This is a genomic window from Pseudomonas sp. FP198 (assembly GCF_030687895.1).
In the GTDB taxonomy this organism is placed as follows: domain Bacteria; phylum Pseudomonadota; class Gammaproteobacteria; order Pseudomonadales; family Pseudomonadaceae; genus Aquipseudomonas.
The window spans coordinates 1766044-1782584 of the sequence record NZ_CP117452.1; the positions used below are offsets into that span (position 1 = coordinate 1766044).

General features: G+C 62.2%; 11 protein-coding genes and 1 pseudogene. 8 read left to right on the forward strand and 4 right to left on the reverse strand.

Annotated elements, in window-relative coordinates; genetic code table 11:
- Nucleotides 1-165: 165 nt before the first annotated feature.
- The 4 genes from PSH78_RS08275 to PSH78_RS08290 all read right to left on the reverse strand — a co-directional run bounded on the left by PSH78_RS08275 (nt 166) and on the right by PSH78_RS08290 (nt 3859).
- A complete protein-coding gene (locus tag PSH78_RS08275; protein WP_305499683.1) occupies nt 166-906 on the reverse strand; it encodes a YciK family oxidoreductase in 741 nt (246 codons plus the stop codon).
- A 186-nt stretch (nt 907-1092) separates the two neighbouring features.
- Complete coding sequence (gene mupP / locus PSH78_RS08280; protein WP_305499684.1) at nt 1093-1764, reverse strand: N-acetylmuramic acid 6-phosphate phosphatase MupP; 672 nt, start codon at nt 1762-1764, stop codon at nt 1093-1095.
- A 4-nt stretch (nt 1765-1768) separates the two neighbouring features.
- A complete protein-coding gene (gene ubiG / locus PSH78_RS08285) occupies nt 1769-2467 on the reverse strand; it encodes a bifunctional 2-polyprenyl-6-hydroxyphenol methylase/3-demethylubiquinol 3-O-methyltransferase UbiG (protein ID WP_305499685.1) in 699 nt (232 codons plus the stop codon).
- Nucleotides 2468-2527: 60 nt separating this feature from the next.
- The gene (locus PSH78_RS08290; protein WP_305499686.1) at nt 2528-3859 is read right to left on the reverse strand and encodes a TRZ/ATZ family hydrolase; all 1332 of its coding nucleotides are present in this window, start codon (nt 3857-3859) and stop codon (nt 2528-2530) included.
- Nucleotides 3860-3965: 106 nt separating this feature from the next.
- On the opposite strand from PSH78_RS08290, the gene mtnA reads away from it, so the two are divergent.
- From mtnA to rpsA, 8 genes and pseudogenes are all read left to right on the forward strand, one after another.
- On the forward strand, nt 3966-5042 hold the full coding sequence (mtnA, locus tag PSH78_RS08295) for an S-methyl-5-thioribose-1-phosphate isomerase (protein ID WP_305499687.1): 1077 nt from the start codon (nt 3966-3968) through the stop codon (nt 5040-5042).
- A gap of 422 nt (nt 5043-5464) precedes the next feature.
- Nucleotides 5465-8139 (forward strand): annotated as a pseudogene (gene gyrA, locus PSH78_RS08300) (DNA gyrase subunit A).
- A 304-nt stretch (nt 8140-8443) separates the two neighbouring features.
- Nucleotides 8444-9529 (forward strand): 3-phosphoserine/phosphohydroxythreonine transaminase, encoded by a 1086-nt coding sequence (serC, locus tag PSH78_RS08305; protein ID WP_305499688.1) that lies wholly within the window; start codon nt 8444-8446, stop codon nt 9527-9529.
- Entirely contained in the window at nt 9529-10623 is a 1095-nt protein-coding gene (gene pheA, locus PSH78_RS08310) for a prephenate dehydratase (RefSeq protein WP_305499689.1), read from the forward strand. Before serC ends, pheA begins: the two co-directional genes overlap by 1 nt.
- A 12-nt stretch (nt 10624-10635) precedes the next feature.
- Nucleotides 10636-11748 (forward strand): histidinol-phosphate transaminase, encoded by a 1113-nt coding sequence (gene hisC / locus PSH78_RS08315; RefSeq protein ID WP_305499690.1) that lies wholly within the window; start codon nt 10636-10638, stop codon nt 11746-11748.
- 28 nt (nt 11749-11776) lie between these two features.
- A complete protein-coding gene (locus PSH78_RS08320; RefSeq protein ID WP_305501208.1) occupies nt 11777-13984 on the forward strand; it encodes a bifunctional prephenate dehydrogenase/3-phosphoshikimate 1-carboxyvinyltransferase in 2208 nt (735 codons plus the stop codon).
- Nucleotides 13981-14670, forward strand: a complete 690-nt coding sequence (cmk, locus tag PSH78_RS08325) for a (d)CMP kinase (RefSeq protein WP_305499691.1) — start codon at nt 13981-13983, stop codon at nt 14668-14670. Before PSH78_RS08320 ends, cmk begins: the two co-directional genes overlap by 4 nt.
- 119 nt (nt 14671-14789) lie before the next feature.
- Nucleotides 14790-16478 carry a 30S ribosomal protein S1 gene (gene rpsA / locus PSH78_RS08330; RefSeq protein WP_186704721.1) on the forward strand — a complete coding sequence of 563 codons (1689 nt, stop codon included), beginning with the start codon at nt 14790-14792 and terminating at the stop codon, nt 16476-16478.
- Nucleotides 16479-16541 lie beyond the last annotated feature (63 nt).

Consider the following 16541-nt stretch of genomic DNA (forward strand, 5'->3'; position numbering starts at 1 on the left):
AAACTCGTGCCATTCAGTTCATTGTGATAAAAGTCGCTGGCGAATCAAAGGGTTGAGAGCTGGTAGCGCGGGCGGTGTGCGGCGGGGCCTTGGCGTTTCGCCTGGGCGGCGGATCAAAGAAAGGCGCGCCGCGACGGTAAACCGCCGCGACGTCGGATCCGGCGGTTACTGCGCGTTGAAAGCCTGGCCGTTGACGCCGGTACTGTCCGGGCCCATGAGGTACAGGTAGACCGGCATGATTTCTTCGGGTGTCGGGTTGTTCAGCGGATTCTCCCCCGGATAGGCCAGGGCGCGCATGCTGGTGCGGGTGGCGCCGGGGTTGATGCTGTTGGAGCGCACCGGTGCAACCGTGTCGACTTCGTCGGCCAGGGTCTGCATCAGCCCTTCGGTGGCGAACTTGGACACGCCATAAGCGCCCCAATAGGCCCGGCCCTTGCGCCCGACGCTGCTGGACGTGAACACCACCGATGCATCCTTGGACAGTTTGAGCAGCGGCAGCAAGGTGCTGGTGAGCATGAACATGGCGTTGACGTTCACTTGCATCACCCGCATGAAATTCTCGCCGGAAAGCTGTTCCAGCGGCGTGCGCGGGCCGATGATCGAGGCGTTGTGCAGGAGGCCGTCCAGATGACCGAATTCGGTCTCGATCATTGCCGCCAGTTCATCGTATTGATGAGGCAGGGCGGTTTCGAGATTGAAGGGGATCACTGCCGGCTGCGGATGACCGGCCGCTTCGATTTCATCGTAGACCTGGGTCAGGTTGGCCTCGGTCTTACCCAGCAACAGCACGGTGGCGCCATGGGCGGCATAGGCCTTGGCGGCAGCCGCGCCAATACCGCGACCGGCACCGGTGACCAGGATGATCCGGCCTGCGAGCAGGTCGGGGCGGGCAGAGTAGTCAAACATAAAAAACCTCAACAATTGAAAACTGCACGAAACCGGCTTTTGTGGCGAGGGGATTTATCCCCGCTGGGTCGCGAAGCGGCCCTCCTCACGACTTGTTTGATGCAGTGCATGGCAGATTTTGGGGGCGCTTCGCACCCCAGCGGGGATAAATCCCCTCACCACAAAGGCAATCCAGCCAGCGTCAGGTCAGCAACTGCACAACGCGTTATCCAGCACTTCGCGCAGCGCCAGGGGATGGTCGATTACCACATCCGCGCCCCAGTGCTTGGGGTTGTCGTCCGGGTGGATGTAGCCGTAGGTCACCGCGCAGGTCTTGGTCCCGGCGCTGCGGCCGGACTCGATGTCCCGCAGGTCGTCGCCGATGAACAGCACGCTGGCCGGGTCGAGGTCGAGCATCTTGCAAGCGAGGATCAGCGGCTCGGGGTCCGGTTTGCTGTTTTTCACATGGTCGGGGCAGATCAGCACTTTCGAGCGCTCGGCCAGGCCCAACTGCTGCATGATCGGCTCGGCGAAACGCACCGGCTTGTTGGTGACCACGCCCCAAATGAGATTGGCCGCCTCGATATCGGCCAGTACTTCGGCCATCCCATCGAACAGATGGCTGTGGACCGCGCAACCCTTGAGGTAGCGGTCGAGGAACTCCTGGCGCAGCTCCTCGAAACCCGGCGATTCCGGATCCATGGAGAACGTCACCGCGACCATCGCCCGGGCGCCGCCGGAAATCTCGTCGCGGATGTGTTGGGTGTTCATCGGCGGCAGGCCACGGTCGGCGCGCATGGCCTGGCAGATGGCGATGAAGTCTGGCGCGGTGTCGAGCAGCGTGCCGTCCATGTCGAAGAGAACCGCTTTGAGACGCATCGACTTATTCCTCGCGCAGGGTCTGGATCATGTAGTTGACGTCCACATCGGCGGCCAGCTTGTAGTGCTTGGTCAGCGGGTTGTAGGTCAGGCCGATGATGTCCTTGACGGTCAGCCCGGCCATGCGGCTCCAGGCGCCCAGCTCCGAAGGCCGGATGAATTTCTTGAAGTCGTGGGTGCCGCGTGGCAGCAGCTTCATGATGTATTCGGCACCGATGATCGCGAACAGGTACGCCTTCGGGTTGCGGTTGATCGTGGAGAAGAACACCTGGCCGCCGGGCTTGACCATCTGGAAGCAGGCACGGATCACCGATGACGGGTCCGGTACGTGTTCGAGCATTTCCAGGCAGGTGACTACGTCGAACTGGCCGGGCATTTCCTCGGCCAGGGCTTCGGCGGTGATCTGCCGGTATTCGACGCTGACGCCGGACTCCAGCTGATGCAGTTGCGCCACCGCCAGCGGCGCCTCGCCCATGTCGATGCCCATTACGGTGGCGCCGCGCAGGGCCATGGCTTCACTGAGGATGCCGCCGCCACAGCCGACGTCGAGGACTTTCTTGCCGGCCAGGCCGACGCGCTCGTCGATCCAGTTGACGCGCAGCGGGTTGATGTCGTGCAGCGGCTTGAATTCGCTTTCGCGGTCCCACCAGCGATGGGCCAGGGCCTCGAACTTGGCAATTTCAGCGTGGTCGACGTTGCTCATGTGCAGTTCCTCGAAAAACTTGAAAAATCAGTGGTCCCGAGCCGTGGCTCAAGGGCTGTGCTATTCGTTCTGGCCGCTGACCCGACGGCCCCAGTCCTGGGCCGTGGCGATCAGCTGCGATTCGTCCATGCGCGTCAGGCGGCCGTCCTCCAGCAATGGCTTGCCGGCCACCCACAGGTGTTTCACGCAATGGCGGCCGGTGGCGTAGATCAGTTGCGACACCGGGTCATAGATGGGCTGCTGCGCCAGGCCGGACAGGTCAAAGGCCACCAGGTCGGCGGCCTTGCCGACTTCCAGCGAGCCGACGATCGCCTCGATGCCCAGCGCGCGGGCGCCATTGAGCGTGGCCATGCGCAACGCCCGGTGAGCGTCCAGGGCCGTGGCCGAACCGGCGACAGCCTTTGCCAGCAGGGCGGCGGTGCGAGTTTCGCCAAGCAGGTCGAGGTCGTTGTTGCTCGCCGCGCCATCGGTGCCGACCGCTACGTTGACGCCGGCCTGCCACAGGCGTTCCACCGGGCAGAAGCCGCTGGCCAGCTTCAGATTCGATTCCGGACAATGGATCACGCTGCAATTGTGTTCTACCAGCAGCGCCTGGTCCTCGTCGCTGACCTGGGTCATGTGCACCGCCTGGAAGCGCGGCCCCAGCAGGCCAAGGCGCGCCAATCGGGCCATCGGCCGCTCGCCGGTGTTATCCACAGCCTGCTGCACTTCGAAGGCGGTTTCATGAACATGCATGTGGATGGCCGCGTCCAGTTCCTCGGCGATCACACGGATCTTTTCCAGGTTCTCATCGCCGACGGTGTACGGGGCGTGAGGGCCGAATGCGACTTTGATCCGCGGATGGTGCTTGAGGTCGCCAAACAATTCGATGCCCTGACGAATGGCTTCGTCGGCGCTGGCGGCGCCGGGGATCGGAAAGTCGAGGATCGGAATGGCGATCTGCGCGCGGATGCCACTGTTATGCACGCGTTCGCTGGCCACCTTGGGATAGAAGTACATGTCGGAGAAACAGGTGATGCCGCCCTGGATCTGCTCGGCGATCGCCAGGTCGGTGCCGTCGCGGACGAAAGCCTCGTCGACCCATTTGCCCTCGGCGGGCCAGATGTGCTGTTCGAGCCAGGTCATCAGCGGCAGGTCGTCGGCCAGGCCACGGAACAACGTCATTGCCGCGTGACCGTGGGCATTGACCAGGCCCGGGCTGAGCAGCATGCCGGGCAGTTCGCGAACCTGCGTGGCTGCGCATTGCATGGCTTCGGCCCGTGGCCCGATGAACACGATGCAACCGTCGCGAATGCCCAGGCCATGGTCCTTGAGCACGATACCGGCGGGTTCGACAGGCACCAACCAGGTCGGCAGCAATAATAAGTCGAGCGCAACGGCAGGCTTGGGCATCGTGGAACGGTTCCATGGGTTATAAAGGATGACGAAGTATACCCGAGCGTCTTCGCGGAGGGATCGCTATAATCGGCGGCTTTTGTTCTTGAGTGCGGGGTGAGGGATGCGCGATCGACTGTTGGCTGCGGAGAAGGTGAAGGCCATCGATTGGCGCGATGGCGCTCTTTACCTGCTGGATCAGCGTGTTTTGCCGTTCGAGGAAAACTGGATCGCCTACACCAGCGCGGCCGGTGTGGCCGAGGCCATTCGTTCGATGGTGGTGCGCGGTGCGCCGGCCATCGGCATCAGCGCCGCCTATGGCGTAGTGCTGGCGGCGCGGGCGCGGATGGCCGAGGGCGGCGATTGGCAAGCGGCACTGGAGGCGGATTTCGCCTTGCTGGCCGATTCCCGGCCGACGGCGGTCAATCTGTTCTGGGCGCTGGATCGCATGCGCGACCGGTTGGGACGCTTGAAGGAGCATGCCGAACCGCTGGCGGTCCTGGAGGCCGAGGCCATTGCGATTCATGAAAGTGACCGCGAAGCCAACCTGACCATGGCCCAGCTTGGCGTCGACCTGATCCGCAAGCATCAGGGCAACGCCCAGGCCATCTTGACCCATTGCAACACCGGGGCCCTGGCCACCGGCGGCTTCGGAACGGCCCTCGGGGTAATTCGCGGGGCGTTTCTGGAGGGCATGGTCGAGCGGGTCTACGCCGACGAAACCCGTCCATGGCTGCAGGGCTCACGGTTGACGGCTTGGGAGCTGGCGAACGAGGGCATTCCGGTGACGCTCAACGCCGATTCCGCCGCTGCCCACATCATGAAGACCAAGGGCGTGACCTGGGTCATCGTCGGCGCCGACCGCATCACGGCCAATGGCGACGTGGCGAACAAGATCGGCACCTACCAGCTGGCGGTCTGTGCCATGCACCACGGCGTACGTTTCATGGTGGTGGCGCCAAGCTCGACCATCGACATGAACCTGGCCAGCGGTGATGACATCCCGATCGAAGAGCGCGACGGGCGCGAGCTGCTGGAAGTCGGCGGCAAGCGGGTCGGGGCTGATGCCGATGCGTTCAACCCGGTGTTCGACGTGACCCCGGCGGACCTGATCGATGCGATCGTGACGGAGAAGGGCATCGTCGAGCGGCCGGATACCGCGAAGATGGCCCAATTGATGTGTCGCAAGCGGTTGCATTGATAGCGGGTTCTGTCTGATCCATTGCCTTCGCGAGCAGGCTCGCTCCCACAAGGGCGCCGCATGTCTTCATTGTGGGAGCGAGCCTGCTCGCGAAGAGGCACTAAAGCGCAACAAACACCTTGCATCTACCCTCTGGTTCTCCATCCGGATCGCCTCTGAGCCCCTCTCGTCCCGTTCCAGCCTGTCATCAGTCAACTAACTACGCACCATGCGCATCAGGGGGATAGGTGCGTGGCGGCTCTTGTGATAACATCCGGCGGTTTCCAAGGCTGCCTCGCGAGGTGGCCTTTACTGCGCAGATCCATGGCATAACTCGTTGATTTGTCGTAAGTCGCTGCACGGCACCTGTCCTGCAGCGGCGAGCTTCGTTCATCCCATCTGGATGTGGCGAGGTTTCACCAGAAAAAGGAATCAGGCTTCTCATGGGCGAACTGGCCAAAGAAATCCTCCCGGTCAATATCGAAGACGAGCTGAAACAGTCCTACCTCGACTACGCGATGAGCGTAATCGTCGGGCGGGCGCTGCCGGATGCGCGCGATGGCTTGAAGCCCGTGCACCGGCGCGTGCTGTTCGCGATGAGCGAGCTGGGCAACGACTTCAACAAGCCGTACAAGAAATCCGCCCGTGTCGTCGGCGATGTGATCGGTAAGTATCACCCCCACGGCGACACTGCCGTGTACGACACCATCGTTCGGATGGCCCAGCCATTCTCCCTGCGCTACCTGCTGGTGGACGGCCAGGGCAACTTCGGTTCGGTGGACGGCGATAACGCCGCGGCCATGCGATACACCGAAGTGCGCATGACCAAGCTGGCCCACGAACTGCTGGCCGACCTGCACAAGGAAACCGTCGACTGGGTGCCGAACTACGACGGCACCGAGATGATCCCGGCGGTCATGCCGACGCGTATCCCGAACCTGCTCGTCAACGGCTCCAGCGGTATCGCCGTGGGCATGGCGACCAACATCCCGCCGCACAACCTCGGTGAAGTCATCGACGGTTGCCTGGCCCTTATCGACAACCCCGAGCTGTCCGTCGATGAGCTGATGCAATACATCCCCGGTCCCGATTTCCCGACGGCGGCGATCATCAACGGTCGCGCCGGCATCATCGAGGCCTATCGTACTGGTCGCGGTCGCATCTACATGCGCGCCCGCTCGACCGTCGAGGACATCGACAAGGTCGGTGGCCGCCAGCAGATCGTCATCACCGAGCTGCCGTACCAGCTGAACAAGGCCCGCCTGATCGAGAAGATCGCCGAGCTGGTGAAAGAGAAAAGAAACTCGAAGGCATCACCGAGCTGCGTGACGAGTCCGACAAGGACGGCATGCGCGTCGTGATCGAACTGCGCCGTGGCGAAGTGCCGGAGGTGATCCTCAACAACCTCTACGCCCAGACCCAGCTGCAAAGCGTGTTCGGCATCAATATTGTCGCGCTGATCGACGGCCGTCCGCGGATCCTGAACCTCAAGGACCTGCTGGAAGCCTTCGTGCGTCACCGTCGCGAAGTGGTTACCCGGCGGACCGTATTCGAACTGCGTAAAGCTCGCGAACGCGGCCACATCCTTGAAGGCCAGGCCGTTGCCCTGTCGAACATCGACCCGGTCATCGCCCTGATCAAGGCCTCGCCAACCCCGTCGGAAGCCAAGGAAGCGCTGATCAGCACCCCTTGGGAATCCTCCGCGGTAGTGGCGATGGTCGAGCGCGCTGGCGCCGACTCGTGCCGTCCGGAAAACCTCGATCCGCAGTACGGTCTGCGCGAAGGCAAGTACTTCCTGTCCCCGGAACAGGCGCAAGCCATCCTGGAACTGCGCCTGCACCGCCTGACCGGTCTGGAGCACGAGAAGCTGCTGGCCGAGTACCAGGAGATCCTCAACCAGATCGGCGAGCTGATCCGCATCCTCAACAGTGCCACGCGCCTGATGGAAGTGATCCGCGAAGAACTGGAAGTGATCCGCGCCGAGTACGGCGACGTGCGCCGCACCGAGATCCTCGATGCGCGCCTCGACCTGACCCTGGGCGACATGATTCCGGAAGAAGAGCGCGTGGTGACCATTTCCCACGGTGGCTACGCCAAGACCCAGCCGCTGGCCGCCTACCAGGCCCAGCGTCGCGGCGGCAAAGGCAAGTCGGCGACCGGCGTCAAGGACGAGGACTACATCGCTCACCTGCTGGTCGCCAACAGCCACACCACGCTGCTGCTGTTCTCCAGCAAGGGCAAGGTGTACTGGCTGAAGACCTACGAAATCCCCGAAGCGTCCCGCGCGGCCCGTGGTCGTCCGCTGGTCAACCTGCTGCCGCTGGACAGTGACGAATACATCACCACCATGCTGCCGGTCGAGGAATACACCGAAGGTCACTTTATCTTCATGGCGACCGCCAAGGGCACCGTGAAGAAGACCCCACTGGAATCCTTCAGCCGTCAGCGTAGCGTCGGCCTGATCGCGCTGGAGCTGGACGAAGGCGACGTGCTGATTTCCGCTGCCATTACCGACGGCGAGCGTGAAGTCATGCTGTTCTCCGACGGCGGCAAGGTCACGCGCTTCAAGGAATCCGACGTCCGCGCCATGGGCCGTACCGCCCGTGGTGTTCGCGGCATGCGCCTGCCGGAAGGGCAAAAGCTGATTTCCATGCTGATTCCGGAAGAAGGCAGCCAGATCCTCACCGCTTCCGCGCGGGGCTACGGCAAGCGTACCGCCATCAGCGAGTTCCCAGAGTACAAGCGTGGCGGCCAGGGCGTGATCGCCATGGTCAGCAACGAGCGTAACGGTCGTCTGGTCGGCGCTGTCCAGGTGCTCGATGGTGAAGAGATCATGCTGATCTCCGACCAGGGCACCCTGGTGCGCACGCGTGTTGCCGAAGTGTCGAGCCTGGGTCGTAACACCCAGGGCGTGACACTGATCAAACTCGCCAGCGACGAAACGCTGGTCGGGCTTGAGCGGGTCCAGGAGCCGTCGGAAGTCGAAGGCGAGGAGCTGGAAGGCGAGGAAGGCGAGGAAGGCGTGGCGTTCGACGGCACCCTCAGTGCTGATGGCGACGACGGCGTCGGCGACCAACAACTCGATGCCGCCGCAGACGAAGAAGAACCGCAGGACTAAGCGGACACACAGGGGGCGGATGAAGATTCGCCCCCTTGTTGTTTGTTCCGTTTGAAAATTTGCGACACTGCGCGTTCCCTATGGGACTGCCCCTCTCTTGAGGCTTGTTGGATTTATCGTGGCGAGGGAGCTTGCTCCCGCTTGAGTGCGAAGCGCTCACAACAAAGAGGGGGCCGCTGCGCAGCCCAGCGGGAGCAAGCTCCCTCGCCACGGATTCATCCATACCTTGAGTGAGCGGTGGCCCCTGTGGGAGCGGTGCAAACCAGAAGATTTAAGTGACCACCAGATCAGAGCGAGATTGGATGTGAGCAAGAGAGCCTATAACTTCTGTGCCGGCCCGGCGGCGCTTCCTGAGGCGGTCCTGAAACGCGCCCAGGGTGAACTTCTCGACTGGCATGGCAAGGGCCTGTCCGTCATGGAAATGAGCCATCGCAGCGATGAGTTCGTGTCCATCGCCACCAAGGCCGAGCAGGACCTGCGTGATCTGCTGAACATCCCGTCCAACTACAAAGTGCTGTTCCTGCAGGGCGGCGCCAGCCAGCAGTTCGCGCAGATTCCTTTGAACCTGTTGCCGGAAAGTGGCAAGGCCGACTACATCGACACCGGTATCTGGTCGCAAAAAGCCATCGAAGAAGCGTCGCGCTACGGCCACGTCAACGTTGCCGCCACCGCCAAGCCTTACGATTATTTCGCGATCCCCGGCCAGAACGAGTGGAACCTGTCCAAGGACGCGGCCTACGTGCACTACGCGCCGAACGAAACCATCGGTGGCCTGGAATTCAACTGGATCCCGGAAACCGGTGACGTGCCGCTGGTGGCCGACATGTCCTCCGACATCCTCTCGCGTCCCGTGGATATCTCCCGTTTCGGCATGATCTACGCCGGCGCCCAGAAAAACATCGGCCCAAGCGGCATCCTGGTCGCGATCATCCGCGAAGACCTGCTCGGTCGCGCCCGTTCCCTGTGCCCGACCATGCTCAACTACAAGGTCGCCGCCGACAACGGCTCGATGTACAACACTCCGCCGACCTTGGCCTGGTACCTGTCGGGCCTGGTGTTCGAGTGGCTGAAAGAGCAGGGCGGTGTCGAAGCCATCGGCAAGCTCAACGAAGTGAAGCAGCGCACGCTGTATGACTTCATCGACGCCAGCGGCCTCTACAGCAACCCGATCAACAAATCCGACCGCTCGTGGATGAACGTGCCGTTCCGCCTGGCGGACGACCGTCTCGACAAACCGTTCCTGGCCGGCGCCGACGAGCGCGGCCTGCTGAACCTCAAGGGCCACCGCTCGGTCGGCGGCATGCGCGCCTCCATCTACAACGCCGTAGACATCAACGCCGTCAACGCGCTGATCGCCTACATGGCAGAGTTCGAGAAGGAACACGGCTGATGTCCGAGCAAGAACTCAAGGCGCTGCGCCTGCGCATCGACGCCCTCGACGAAAAAGTCCTGGAACTGATCAGCGAGCGTGCACGCTGCGCCCAGGAAGTCGCCCGGGTGAAAATGGCCTCCCTGGCTGAAGGCGAAGTGCCGGTGTTCTACCGGCCGGAGCGCGAAGCCCAGGTGCTCAAGCGCGTCATGGAGCGCAACAAGGGCCCGCTGGGCAACGAAGAGATGGCGCGGCTGTTTCGCGAAATCATGTCCTCGTGCCTGGCCCTTGAACAGCCGCTGAAAGTCGCGTACCTGGGGCCGGAAGGGACCTTTACCCAGGCTGCCGCCATGAAGCATTTCGGTCACGCGGTGATCAGCAAGCCGATGGCGGCCATCGACGAAGTCTTCCGCGAAGTGGCCGCTGGCGCGGTGAATTTCGGTGTGGTGCCGGTGGAAAACTCCACCGAAGGCGCGGTCAACCACACGCTGGACAGCTTCCTTGAGCATGACATGGTGATCTGTGGCGAAGTCGAGCTGCGGATCCATCACCACCTGCTGGTGGGCGAGAGCACCAAGACCGACAGCATCAGTCGCATCTATTCCCACGCCCAGTCCCTGGCCCAGTGCCGCAAATGGCTGGACGCGCATTACCCGAATGTCGAGCGCGTGGCGGTGTCGAGCAACGCCGAAGCGGCCAAGCGGGTCAAGGGCGAGTGGAATTCGGCGGCCATCGCCGGGGATATGGCGGCAGGCCTCTACGGCTTGACGCGCCTGGCCGAGAAAATCGAGGACCGTCCGGACAACTCCACCCGGTTCCTGATGATCGGCAGCCAGGAAGTCCCACCGACCGGCGACGACAAGACCTCGATCATCGTTTCCATGAGCAACAAGCCGGGCGCGCTGCACGAATTGCTGGTGCCGTTCCACGACAATGGGATCGACCTGACGCGGATCGAGACCCGTCCGTCGCGCAGCGGTAAATGGACCTACGTGTTCTTCATCGATTTTGTCGGCCACCACCGCGATCCGCTGGTCAAGGGTGTGCTGGAGAAAATCAGTCAGGAAGCAGTGGCACTCAAGGTGCTGGGTTCCTACCCCAAGGCAGTTCTTTAAGGGCGGATAGCAATGAGTGGCAACTTCCTCGCACTGGCGCAGCCAGGCGTGCAACAACTTTCGCCATACGTTCCAGGCAAGCCTGTGGACGAACTGGCTCGCGAGCTGGATCTGGATCCGGCCAGCATCGTCAAGTTGGCGAGCAACGAAAACCCGCTGGGCGCAAGCCCCAAGGCATTGGCGGCGATCCGCGACGAGCTGGCCGAGCTGACCCGCTACCCCGATGGTAATGGCTTTGCCTTGAAAAGCCTGCTGGCCGAGCGCTGCGGCGTCGAGCTGAGCCAGGTGACCTTGGGTAACGGCTCCAACGACATTCTCGAGCTGGTCGCTCGCGCCTATCTGGCGCCGGGCCTCAACGCTGTGTTCAGCGAGCATGCGTTTGCGGTCTATCCGATTGCCACCCAGGCCGTTGGTGCCGATGCCCATGTGGTTCCGGCCAAGGATTGGGGGCACGATCTGCAGGCCATGCTGGCCGCCATAGACGCCAATACCCGCGTGGTCTTCATCGCCAACCCGAACAATCCGACCGGCACCTGGTTCGATGCCCAGGCCCTGGACGACTTCCTGCAGGACGTGCCCGAGCACGTGCTGGTGGTGCTGGACGAGGCCTACATCGAGTACGCCGAGGGCAGCGACCTGCCCGACGGCCTGGACTTCCTCGCCGCGTACCCGAACCTGCTGGTGTCGCGCACCTTCTCCAAGGCCTATGGCCTGGCGTCGCTGCGGGTCGGTTACGGCCTCTCCACCGCGGTGGTGGCCGATGTGCTGAACCGCGTGCGTCAACCGTTCAACGTCAACAGCTTCGCCCTGGCCGCCGCCTGCGCCGCCTTGCAGGACGAGGCCTACCTGGCCGAGAGCCGCCGCTTGAACGAGGCCGGTATGCAGCAGCTGGAAGCCGGCTTCCGTGAGCTGGGGCTGAGCTGGATTCCTTCCAAGGGCAATTTCATCTGTGTCGACGTGGGCTGCGTCGCGGCGCCGGTGTTTCAGGGCTTACTGCGCGAAGGCGTGATTGTCCGTCCGGTGGCCAATTACGGCATGCCGAATCACCTGCGGGTCACCGTCGGCCTGCCGGCGGAAAACAGCCGTTTCCTGGAGGCGCTGAGCAAGGTCCTGGCTCGTGGTTGATGTCACCTCGCTGCAACCTGCGACACCTATGATCGGTCGCCTGGTGGTGGTCGGCCTGGGGTTGATCGGCGGTTCGTTCGCCAAGGGCCTGCGTGAAAGCGGGCTGTGCCGGGAAGTGGTGGGGGTCGACCTCGATCCGCAATCGCGCAGGCTCGCCGTCGAGCTGGGCGTGGTGGATCGCTGCGAGGATGACCTGCTGGTCGCCTGCCAAGGGGCTGATGTGATCCAGCTGGCGGTGCCGATCCTGGCCATGGAGAAACTGCTCGCCCGCTTGGCCGGCATGGACCTCGGGCAAGCGATTCTCACCGATGTCGGCAGCGCCAAGGGCAATGTCGTGCGGGCGGCGACCGAGGCGTTCGGCGGCATGCCGGCGCGCTTCGTGCCCGGTCATCCGATTGCCGGCTCCGAGCAGAGCGGGGTAGAGGCATCCAATGCCGAGCTGTTCCGTCGTCACAAGGTCATTTTGACGCCGCTGGACCAGACCGACCCCGCAGCATTGTCGGTGGTGGACCGTCTGTGGCGCGAGCTGGGGGCCGATGTCGAGCACATGCAGGTCGAGCGACACGACGAAGTATTGGCCGCCACCAGCCATTTGCCGCACCTGTTGGCGTTCGGTCTGGTGGATTCATTAGCCAAACGCAATGAAAATCTTGAGATCTTCCGTTACGCTGCCGGCGGTTTCCGCGATTTCACGAGAATCGCGGGTAGCGACCCGGTCATGTGGCACGACATCTTCCTCGCCAACCGCGAAGCTGTCCTGCGCACACTCGATACATTTCGCAGCGATCTCGACGCCTTGCGCGACGCGGTCGATGCAGGGGACGGGCACCAATTGCTGGGCGTTTTCACGCGCGCCAGGGTGGCCCGCGAGCATTTCAGTAAAATCCTGGCCCGTCGGGCCTATGTGGACGCTATGAACTCCAACGATCTGATTTTCCTGGCACAACCTGGTGGCTCCCTGAGTGGGCGGATTCGTGTACCGGGCGATAAATCGATTTCCCACCGCTCGATCATGCTCGGCTCCCTGGCTGAAGGCGTGACCGAGGTGGAAGGTTTCCTCGAGGGCGAAGACGCCCTGGCAACGCTGCAAGCGTTCCGCGACATGGGCGTGGTCATCGAGGGGCCGCACCACGGCCGCGTGACTATCCATGGTGTTGGCCTGCACGGTCTGAAGCCCGCTCCGGGCCCGATCTACCTGGGCAACTCCGGCACGTCGATGCGCCTGTTGTCCGGCCTGCTGGCCGCCCAGGATTTCGACAGCACCCTGACCGGTGACGCCTCGCTGTCCAAGCGTCCGATGAACCGTGTCGCCAACCCGCTGCGGGAAATGGGCGCGGTGATCGAGACCGCTGCCGACGGTCGCCCACCGATGACCATTCGCGGCGGCAACAAGCTCAAGGGCCTGACCTACACCATGCCGATGGCCAGCGCCCAGGTTAAATCCTGCCTGCTGCTGGCCGGCCTGTATGCCGAAGGCAAGACCACCGTCACCGAGCCGGCGCCGACCCGCGACCACACCGAGCGCATGCTGCGTGGCTTCGGTTATCCGGTCAGCGTTGACGGCGCTACCGCATCTGTCGAATCGGGCAGCAAGCTGACCGCGACCCACATCGAAGTTCCGGGCGATATTTCCTCGTCGGCGTTCTTCCTCGTGGCCGCGTCGATCGCCGAAGGCTCCGACCTGGTGCTCGAACACGTTGGCATCAACCCGACCCGTACCGGCGTGATCGACATCCTGCGCCTGATGGGCGCCGACATCACCCTGGAAAACCAGCGTGAAGTGGGCGGCGAGCCTGTTGCAGACTTGCACGTAAGAGCAGCTAAGCTTAAAGGCATCGAAATTCCCGAGGCGCTGGTCCCCCTGGCGATCGACGAGTTCCCGGTGCTGTTCGTGGCGGCGGCATGCGCAGAAGGCCGCACAGTGCTGACCGGCGCCGAAGAGCTGCGGGTCAAGGAGTCGGATCGCATCCAGGTGATGGCCGACGGCCTGCTGGCCCTTGGCGTCAAATGCGAACCGACGCCGGACGGCATCATCATTGATGGCGGCCAGATTGGCGGTGGCGAAGTCCATGGCCATGGCGACCATCGCATCGCCATGGCATTCAGTGTTGCGTCCCTGCGCGCCAGCGCGCCGATCCGCATCCACGACTGCGCCAACGTCGCCACGTCGTTCCCGAACTTCCTGGCGTTGTGCGCGCAGGTCGGTATTCGAGTAGCACAAGAGGCACAGTCGTGAACATCAAGGCACCGGTCATCACCATCGATGGCCCAAGCGGCTCGGGCAAGGGCACCATCGCCGGCATGCTGGCCAAGCGACTGGGCTGGAATCTGCTCGATTCCGGCGCCCTCTATCGCTTGCTGGCCTTCGCCGCCAAGAACCATGGCGTCGACCTGACCAACGAGGAACTGCTCAAGGCCCTGGCCGCCCATCTGGACGTGCAGTTCATCGCCGCCACCGATGGCCAGTTGCAGCGCATCATCCTGGAAGGTGACGAAGTCAGCGACGTCATCCGTACCGAAAGCGTTGGCGCCGGGGCCTCCCAGGTCGCCGCGCTGCCGGCGGTACGCGAAGCGCTGTTGCAGCGCCAACGGGCATTCCAGGAGCCGCCGGGGCTGGTGGCCGATGGCCGCGACATGGGCACGGTGGTATTTCCGGATGCGCCGCTGAAGATATTCCTCACCGCCAGCGCGGAGGAGCGGGCTCGCCGCCGATATTTGCAGTTGAAGGGCAAAGGCGAGGATGTTAGTCTGTCGAGTCTGCTAGATGAGATCCGTGCACGCGACGAGCGTGATACCCAGCGCGCAGTCGCCCCGCTAAAGCCGGCGGCCGATGCGATTCAGCTGGATTCCACGGAGTTGTCCATTGATCAGGTGTTGCAACGCATCATGAGCGAAATCGCGCTTCGCGATATCGCCGGGTGACAGGAAGCTCCGCAGGGGACCAGTCATAGTCCTGTGGCGCTTCTTTTATATGAAACTAACCCACATCGTCTGGGGTGTGGAGATGGGCGTTTACTTCGCCCTAATCAACAGGAATTAAAATGAGCGAAAGCTTTGCGGAACTCTTTGAAGAAAGCTTGAAAACCCTGAACCTTCAGGCAGGCTCCATCATCACCGGCGTTATCGTTGATATCGATTACCAGGCTCGCTGGGTAACCGTTCACGCTGGTCTGAAGTCTGAAGCGCTGATCCCGCTTGAGCAGTTCTACAACGACGCTGGCGAACTGAACATCAACGTCGGTGACGAAGTTCACGTTGCGCTGGACTCGGTTGAAGATGGCTTCGGTGAAACCAAGCTGTCCCGTGAAAAAGCCAAGCGTGCTGAATGCTGGATCGTTCTGGAAGCGGCCTTCGCAGCTGAGGAAGTGGTCAAGGGCGTTATCAACGGTAAGGTTAAAGGCGGCTTCACTGTCGACGTTAACGGCATCCGTGCGTTCCTGCCAGGTTCCCTGGTTGACGTCCGTCCAGTGCGCGACACCACGCACCTGGAAGGCAAAGAGCTGGAATTCAAGGTCATCAAGCTGGACCAGAAGCGCAACAACGTTGTCGTTTCCCGTCGCAGTGTCCTGGAAGCCGAGAACTCCGCCGAGCGTGAAGCTCTGCTGGAATCGCTGCAGGAAGGCCAGCAGGTCAAGGGTATCGTCAAGAACCTCACCGATTACGGCGCATTCGTCGATCTGGGTGGCGTCGATGGCCTGCTGCACATCACCGACATGGCCTGGAAGCGTATCAAGCATCCTTCGGAAATCGTCAACGTTGGCGACGAGATCGACGTCAAGGTTCTGAAGTACGATCGCGAGCGCAATCGTGTTTCCCTGGGCCTGAAGCAACTGGGTGAAGATCCATGGGTCGCTATCAAAGCCCGTTACCCAGAAGGCACTCGCGTCACCGCTCGTGTTACCAACCTCACCGACTACGGCTGCTTCGCTGAGCTGGAAGAAGGCGTTGAAGGCCTGGTACACGTTTCCGAAATGGACTGGACCAACAAGAACATCCACCCTTCGAAAGTCGTACAAGTCGGCGACGAAGTGGAAGTCATGGTTCTGGACATCGACGAAGAGCGTCGTCGTATCTCCCTCGGCATCAAGCAGTGCAAGTCCAACCCATGGGAAGACTTCTCTGGCCAGTTCAACAAGGGCGATAAAATCTCCGGCACCATCAAGTCGATCACCGATTTCGGTATCTTCATTGGTCTGGACGGCGGCATCGACGGCCTGGTTCACCTGTCCGACATCTCCTGGAACGAAGTGGGCGAAGAAGCCGTGCGCCGTTTCAAGAAGGGCGACGAGCTGGACACCGTTATCCTGTCGGTTGACCCAGAGCGCGAGCGCATCTCCCTGGGTATCAAGCAACTGGAAAGCGATCCGTTCTCCGAGTACGTCCAAGAGAACGACAAAGGCGCAATCGTTAAGGGCATCGTGAAAGAAGTTGACGCCAAAGGCGCCATCATCACCCTGGCCGACGATATCGAAGCGACTCTGAAAGCCTCCGAAATCAGCCGTGACCGCGTTGAAGACGCGCGTAACGTTCTGAAAGAAGGCGAAGAAGTAGAAGCCAAGATCATCAGCGTTGACCGCAAGAGCCGCGTAATCCAGCTCTCCATCAAGTCGAAAGACGATGCTGAAGAGAAAGAAGCAATCCAGAGCCTGCGCGAGAAGCCAGCTACTGATGCTCCTGGTCCTACCACTCTGGGCGACCTGCTGCGTGCACAGATGGAAAAGCAGAACTGAGTTCTGTCAGACCATAAAAAAGGGCGACTTCGGTCGCCCTTTTTCTTGCTCAACATTTGGCTA

Bases quoted from the DNA above. Each gene is read 5' to 3' on its own strand.
- PSH78_RS08275 (WP_305499683.1), bottom strand. From the start codon at position 906: ATGTTTGACTACTCTGCCCGCCCCGACCTGCTCGCAGGCCGGATCATC.
- mupP (WP_305499684.1), bottom strand. From the start codon at position 1,764: ATGCGTCTCAAAGCGGTTCTCTTCGACATGGACGGCACGCTGCTCGAC.
- ubiG (WP_305499685.1), bottom strand. From the start codon at position 2,467: ATGAGCAACGTCGACCACGCTGAAATTGCCAAGTTCGAGGCCCTGGCC.
- PSH78_RS08290 (WP_305499686.1), bottom strand. From the start codon at position 3,859: ATGCCCAAGCCTGCCGTTGCGCTCGACTTATTATTGCTGCCGACCTGG.
- mtnA (WP_305499687.1), top strand. From the start codon at position 3,966: ATGCGCGATCGACTGTTGGCTGCGGAGAAGGTGAAGGCCATCGATTGG.
- pheA (WP_305499689.1), top strand. From the start codon at position 9,529: ATGTCCGAGCAAGAACTCAAGGCGCTGCGCCTGCGCATCGACGCCCTC.
- hisC (WP_305499690.1), top strand. From the start codon at position 10,636: ATGAGTGGCAACTTCCTCGCACTGGCGCAGCCAGGCGTGCAACAACTT.
- PSH78_RS08320 (WP_305501208.1), top strand. From the start codon at position 11,777: ATGATCGGTCGCCTGGTGGTGGTCGGCCTGGGGTTGATCGGCGGTTCG.
- rpsA (WP_186704721.1), top strand. From the start codon at position 14,790: ATGAGCGAAAGCTTTGCGGAACTCTTTGAAGAAAGCTTGAAAACCCTG.